The organism is Nocardiopsis sp. NRRL B-16309 (assembly GCF_001279585.1).
In the GTDB taxonomy this organism is placed as follows: Bacteria; Actinomycetota; Actinomycetes; order Streptosporangiales; family Streptosporangiaceae; genus Nocardiopsis.
Map to the genome: position 1 here is coordinate 56,215 of NZ_LGEC01000005.1, position 6,548 is coordinate 62,762.

The window sequence follows — 6,548 nt, forward strand, 5'->3', positions numbered from 1 at the left end:
GGACGGTCACGAAATAGGTGTGTCCGAAACCCGGTTTCGGCGCCCCAGAGTGACCCGGGTCACCCCTCTGTGACCTGCGCTGGTGGCGTGCGTCCTGGGGCCTTTAATCGGGACTAAGGTCCTCATTTTCGTCTCAGGCCGCAATTGAGTCATTACTCTGCGTAGTTCCTTCGATGAAATAGCCGCTGAAAGGGCACTTTACGTTGCCTAACAGGGGTCAGACCTACTAACTTGCGCAGGCGTCCGCCCTCTACAAACGAGTAGAAATCCGAGGTGACCCGGCGTGGCCCTTCCTCCCCTCACACCCGAGCAGCGCACCGCGGCTCTTGCCAAGGCCGCCAAGGCCAGAAAAGAGCGAGCCGAGGTCAAGAACAAGCTCAAGAACGGCGGGATCTCGCTGTCCGAGGTGCTTTCCAACGGCCTCAAGGACGACGTCATCGGGAAGATGAAGGTTTCGGCTCTGCTCGAATCCCTTCCCGGTGTCGGCAAGGTCCGTGCCAAGCAGATCATGGAGCGGCTCAACATCGCTGAGTCGCGCCGTGTACGGGGTCTGGGTACCAACCAGCGTGCCGCCCTTGAGGACGAGTTCGGCGACCTCACCAAGTAGCACCAGCAGGACCGAGTAGGACCCGGACAAAAGCAGTGCTCCGGACTCGCCGCGTCCCCCACAGTCGCGGCGGAGCCCCCGCCGCGCAGGCGGCCGGGCCCGGATGAGTGTCATCCCCGCGCCGCGGTCGGCGGGCGGTCGGCCCCAGGTCGAGCCGTCCGCCGCACCGCGGCGCGGTGGTATAACTGGGACTTCCCGCGAGTGTTCGCGGACGATGCCGCACACCAGTCGCCCGCCGCGCCCCGGCACGGGAGGTACGCGGTTCCCGGTCAGCCCGCGGAACCCGCGCGCGGCGGCCCCGAAGGGAAGCCAGAAACACACATGCCTGAGCTCGGATCCCAGTCCCGTCCGGCCGAGAAGCGGCTGACCGTCCTGTCCGGTCCGTCGGGTGTGGGCAAGAGCACGGTCGTCGACGGCATCCGCCGCGAGCACCCCGAGGTGTGGCTGTCGGTGTCGGTGACCACGCGTCGGCCCCGCCCCGGTGAGAGGGACGGCGTCCAGTACCACTTCGTCTCCGACGAGGAGTTCGACCGGCTCGTCGCCGAGAACGAACTGCTGGAGTGGGCCCAGTTCGCGGGCAACCGCTACGGCACCCCGCGCGGTCCCGTCGAGGAGCGGCTCGCGGCCGGCACTCCGGTGCTGCTGGAGATCGAACTCCAGGGCGCCCGCCAGGTGCGCGAGTCCATGCCCGACGCCCTGCACGTCTTCCTCGCTCCGCCCTCGTGGGAGGAGCTGGTCCGCCGCCTCACCGGCCGCGGCACCGAGAGCGACGAGGTCATCCAGCGCCGCCTGGACGTCGCCAAGGTCGAACTCGCCGCCGAGAAGGAGTTCGACACCACGCTCGTCAACACGTCCGTACGGGACGTGTGCGCCGACCTGCTAGCGTTGATCACCGCGCCCAAGGTGTGATAGCGGGCGGGCCGAGCCCGCACCGCCGCACCCGGGTGCGTTCCGACCGAACACGTCACGGCTTTCGACGAGCCGGACACCGTCCCTGGGGGTATTCAAAGTGGCTGGTACCGAGCCCGTCGCCGAAGGCATCACCAACCCGCCCATCGACGACCTGCTGCAGCTGGTGGACAGCAAGTACAGCCTGGTCACGATGGCCTCCAAGCGGGCCCGCCAGATCAACGCCTACTACGCCCAGCTGGGCGAGGGCCTGCTGGAGTACGTCGGCCCGCTCGTGGAGACACACGTGCAGGAGAAGTCGCTCTCCATCGCCCTGCGCGAGGTCAAGTCCGGCCTGCTGACCGCGGAGCCGTACGAGGGCGCCTGAGAGACGCGTCCTTCGCGCCTTCCGGTGCATTCCCTCGTTCCTCGGGAATGCACCTCCAGGCCCTCCAGGACGCGTCGGCGCCCTCGTCTGTGCTTTCTTTGGGCCGCCGCTCGTTCCTCGCTTTGGCCCGACCAACCCCCCTGCGGTCCCGTAGGGCTGGCGTGCACCTTCAATCGCTCGGGGCGGGTGTTGGCGCGCGCCCCTTCGACCGCTCGGGGGCGGGTGTTGGCGCGCCCCTCGCGAACCCCGCTGTGGTTTCGCGGGCTGAACGGCCACCTCCAACCCCCTGGGGTCCCGGAACGCTGAACTGCCTACCTCTGACCCCCTGGGATCCTGTGGGTTGAACGGCCCACGTTCAACCCGTGGGGGCTGGGGCGCGTGGTCGAACGAGTGCGGGCTGGGGGAGTGCTGTGGGAACGGGGCCTGGTAGAACTCCTAGGTGTGAGTGACACACGAACCGTTCCCCAGGTGGTCCTCGGCGTTGGCGGCGGGATCGCGGCCTACAAGGTCTGCGAACTGCTCAGGCGGCTGACCGAGTCCGGCCACCAGGTCAGGGTGGTGCCGACCGCCGACGCGCTGCGCTTCGTCGGGGAGCCCACCTGGGCCGCCCTGTCCGGCCGGCCGGTCTCCACCGGCGTGTGGGACGAGGTCCACGAGGTCCCGCACGTGCGCATCGGCCAGTCGGCCGACCTCGTGTTCGTGGCCCCGGCCACGGCCAACATCCTGGCCAAGGCCGCTGCGGGCCTCGCCGACGACCTGCTGACCAACACCCTCCTGACCGCGCGGTGTCCCGTCGTCTTCGCGCCCGCCATGCACACCGAGATGTGGGAGCACCCGGCGACCCGGGCGAACGTGGCGACGCTGCGCTCGCGCGGCGCGATCGTCCTGGAACCCGCCGAGGGGCGCCTGACCGGCGCCGACACCGGACGGGGCCGCCTGCCCGAGCCCTCCGAGCTCTTCGAGGCGGCGCGCCGGGTCCTGCGGCGGGGCGCGGCCGCTCCCGACCTGGCCGGACGGCGCGTGGTGATCTCCGCCGGAGGTACCCGCGAGGCCATCGACCCGGTGCGTTACATCGGCAACCACTCCTCGGGCAAACAGGGCTACGCCCTGGCCCGGACCGCCGCCGCCCGCGGAGCCGACGTGACCCTCGTCTCCGCCAACGTGTCCCTGCCCGACCCCGCCGGGGTCCGCGTCGTACCGGTGGAGTCCGCCCGGGACCTGGCCGGGGCGATGGAGGCCGAGCGCGTGGGCGCCGACGCGGTGGTCATGACCTCGGCCGTGGCCGACTTCCGCCCCGCCAGCAGCGCCGCGTCCAAGATCAAGAAGTCGGGAGCCGAGCCCGCGCCCGTCGAACTGGTCGAGAACCCCGACGTCCTGGCCGGCCTGGTCGCCTCCCGCGAGAAGGAGGGCCTGGACCAGACCATCGTCGGCTTCGCGGCCGAGACCGACGACGTCATCGCCAACGGGCGGGCCAAACTGGCGCGGAAGGGCTGTGACCTGCTCGTGGTGAACCAGGTCGGCGGAGGTCGCGCCTTCGGCACCGAGGACAACCAGGCGGTCGTGCTGGGCGCGGACGGAACCGCGGTGGAGATCCCGTTCGGGCCCAAGGAGGACCTCGCCGACCAGGTGTGGGACCTGGTCGTGCCGCGCCTGTCCTCCTGAGCGCCGGACCCCGCGCGGGGAGAACCGCGCGGCCGGGGACTGGATTCCTACCGCCGAGTACGCCAGACTTCCTTCGGAAGCCCGTGACGACCACCGGCCGACCACGGGATTACCGTCCCCACCGGTCCCGTTAGAGTGGACTGAAAACCAACCGTGTCAGTCGGCATTGAGCGCCCCGGCCGGGAGCCTGGGCGGGCGTGCCGCACCGACCATGTCAGCCAGCAGCCGCTGCAAGGAGTCACGCAACGTGTCCCGCCGCCTTTTCACCTCCGAGTCGGTCACCGAGGGCCATCCCGACAAGATGGCCGACCAGATCAGTGACGCGATCCTCGACGCGATGCTCACCACCGACCCCCGGAGCCGGGTCGCGGTCGAGACACTGATCACCACCGGTCAGGTCCACATCGCGGGCGAGGTCACCACCCAGACCTACGTTGACATCCCCGCGATCGTTCGCGAGAAGATCCTCGAGATCGGCTACGACTCCTCCGCCAAGGGGTTCGACGGTGACTCCTGCGGGGTCAACGTCTCCATCGACGCCCAGTCCCCGGACATCGCCCAGGGCGTGGACACCGCGTACGAGGCGCGGGTCGAGCACGAGGACGACACCCTCAACCGCCAGGGCGCGGGCGACCAGGGCCTGATGTTCGGGTACGCCAACCGCGAGACCCCCGAACTCATGCCGCTGCCGATCAAGCTGGCGCACTCGCTCTCCGAGCGCCTGGCCGAGGTCCGCCGCAACGGCACCGTTCCGTACCTGCGTCCGGACGGCAAGACCCAGGTGACGGTGGAGTACGAGGGCCAGACCCCCGTGCGCCTGGACACCGTCGTGGTCTCCAGCCAGCACTCCGCCGACATCAACCTCGACGAGATGCTCGCCCCCGACGTGCGCGAGCACGTCATCGAGCCGGTCGTGGCCGCGTTCGGCCTGGAGGCCGACGACTACCGGCTGCTGGTCAACCCCACCGGCCGCTTCGAGATCGGTGGTCCGATGGGCGACGCCGGCCTGACGGGGCGCAAGATCATCGTCGACACCTACGGCGGCTACGCCCGCCACGGTGGCGGTGCCTTCTCGGGCAAGGACCCGTCGAAGGTGGACCGCTCGGCCGCCTACGCCACGCGCTGGGTCGCCAAGAACATCGTGGCCGCGGAGCTCGCCGAGCGTGCCGAGGTCCAGGTCGCCTACGCCATCGGCAAGGCGCACCCGGTCGGTGTGTTCATCGAGACCTTCGGTACCGAGAAGGTGGCTCCCGAGCTGATCGAGAAGGCCGTCAAGGAGGTCTTCGACCTCCGTCCGGCCGCGATCGTGCGCGACCTCGACCTGCTGCGCCCGATCTACTCCAAGACGGCCGCCTACGGCCACTTCGGCCGTGAGCTGCCGGAGTTCACCTGGGAGCGGACCGACCGCGCGGCCTCGCTGCGGTCGTTCGTGGGCGCCTGAGCCCACCTCCTCCGTCCCAGTGACGGAATCCCGCCCGGGGGCGGGCGGCCCTGGCGGCCGCCCGCCCCCGGCGTGTGTGCGACCCCCGTATGACTACGACGTGTTAGGACATATACACGTAGGGTCATTTCGCCATGCGGAGGAGTGCGCCGTGGGAGTCTCAGCGGTGATGTCGGCGATGGGACTGGCGGCGATGATCGCCCTTCCCGCCGCCCAGCCAGTGGCCGAGGTGGAGGATCCCCGGGGCGCCGGGCTCGTGCCCGGCGCGGGGGACCTGCACGTGACGGTCGAGGACGACGTGGAGGACCGGCTGAGCCCCGGAGACCGCGTGCACTACACGATCCGAGTGCGCAACTCCGGCTACGAGGCGCTGCCCGGTACCCAGATCGTGCAACTCCTGCCGCCGGGGATGCGCCACGTGTCCGACTCGGGGGAGGGGTCGGTCGACGCGGAGGCGTCCCGGGTGGTCTGGGACCGGCCGCTGGAACCCGGCGCGCGGGCGAGTCTGACGGTCACCACCGAGGTCCGCTCGCGCCCCGAGGGCGCTTCCCGGACCGCCACCACGGTGTGCCTGCGACCCGAGGAGGGAGCGGCCCTGGTGGCGTGCACGGCTTCCGTCCACCGGGTCCACGGCGTGGTGCCGACGGTGTGGGTGGTCGCCGGGCTGGCCGCGGTCGCGGTCGTCGGGGCGGCGGTCGGCGGGCTGGTGCGCTACCGGGGCTCACGGAGCCCGGATCCTCGGACCGATCCGGGTCCGACGCGGGTGCCCGAGCCGGAGCCGGAAACGACGCCGGATCCGGGGGCGGAGGCGCCGGAGGTGCCGGAGGGCGACGGGGTCGGAACGGACTCCAACGTGCGCCCGTTCCCGGGCGCGGCGCCCGTCTACCACCTTGATGCGCACAGGTAGTCACCTCTGTCCGCTTTTCTTGGGAAGTTGTCAGACTCGCCCGGCACCGGCGGACTATCAGCTACCGAAATGTCACTATGAGTACACGCATCACTGCACTGAGTGATTTCTTGGAGGGGTCATGCCCAACGTCAATGCTCGAGCCCTGATTCGGTCGGCGGCTGTGTCCGCCGGAGTCGCGATCGCCGTCCCGTTCCTGTGGGGCGCGGCTCCCGCCGTCGCCCACACCGCGGAACACGACGCCGCGCCGCAGTCGATGAGCGCGGAGTCCGAGCAGCTGATCGCGGAGGCGCTTCGCGAGACCGTCGACGTCCAGGTGCCGCAGATCGATGTCCACGTGCCGCAGCCCTCGGCCGTGGAACGCGAGGTCCGGGAGCTGGAGGCGGACGCCTCGACCGCGAACTCCGGTGTGCCCGACTACGACGACGGTCACGATGGTGGCAACGGCCACGACGGCGGCGATGGTCATGACGGCGGTGCCGGCCACGACGGTCACGATGGCAAGGATGGCAAGGACGGCAAGGACGGCCACGACGGTCACGATGGCAAGGACGGGAAGGACGGGAAGGACGGCAAGGACGGGAAGGACGGCAAGGACGGGAAGGACGGCAAGGACGGGAAGGACGGCAAGGACGGGAAGGACGGCAAGGACGGG

Annotated in this window: 7 protein-coding genes; all 7 read left to right on the forward strand. The window is 70.1% G+C overall.

From position 1 onward, the window contains the following. Positions 1 to 283 precede the first annotated feature (283 nt). Positions 284 to 607, forward strand: a complete 324-nt coding sequence (gene mihF / locus ADL05_RS03010) for an integration host factor, actinobacterial type (RefSeq protein ID WP_053615304.1) — start codon at positions 284 to 286, stop codon at positions 605 to 607. 321 nt (positions 608 to 928) lie between these two features. Further along, positions 929 to 1,516 (forward strand): guanylate kinase, encoded by a 588-nt coding sequence (gene gmk / locus ADL05_RS03015; protein WP_053615305.1) that lies wholly within the window; start codon positions 929 to 931, stop codon positions 1,514 to 1,516. A gap of 100 nt (positions 1,517 to 1,616) precedes the next feature. After that, positions 1,617 to 1,883, forward strand: coding sequence for a DNA-directed RNA polymerase subunit omega (gene rpoZ / locus ADL05_RS03020; RefSeq protein ID WP_053615306.1), 267 nt, complete (start codon positions 1,617 to 1,619; stop codon positions 1,881 to 1,883). A 468-nt stretch (positions 1,884 to 2,351) separates the two neighbouring features. Next, complete coding sequence (gene coaBC, locus ADL05_RS03025) at positions 2,352 to 3,545, forward strand: bifunctional phosphopantothenoylcysteine decarboxylase/phosphopantothenate--cysteine ligase CoaBC (protein ID WP_053615307.1); 1,194 nt, start codon at positions 2,352 to 2,354, stop codon at positions 3,543 to 3,545. A 247-nt stretch (positions 3,546 to 3,792) separates the two neighbouring features. Beyond that, a complete protein-coding gene (metK, locus tag ADL05_RS03030; protein ID WP_053615308.1) occupies positions 3,793 to 4,986 on the forward strand; it encodes a methionine adenosyltransferase in 1,194 nt (397 codons plus the stop codon). A 151-nt stretch (positions 4,987 to 5,137) separates the two neighbouring features. After that, positions 5,138 to 5,893 (forward strand): DUF11 domain-containing protein, encoded by a 756-nt coding sequence (locus tag ADL05_RS03035; protein ID WP_082376066.1) that lies wholly within the window; start codon positions 5,138 to 5,140, stop codon positions 5,891 to 5,893. Positions 5,894 to 6,014: 121 nt separating this feature from the next. Next, positions 6,015 to 6,548, forward strand: a 534-nt coding sequence (locus tag ADL05_RS03040; RefSeq protein WP_197285670.1) for a hypothetical protein, incomplete at its 3' end; no start/stop codon positions are given.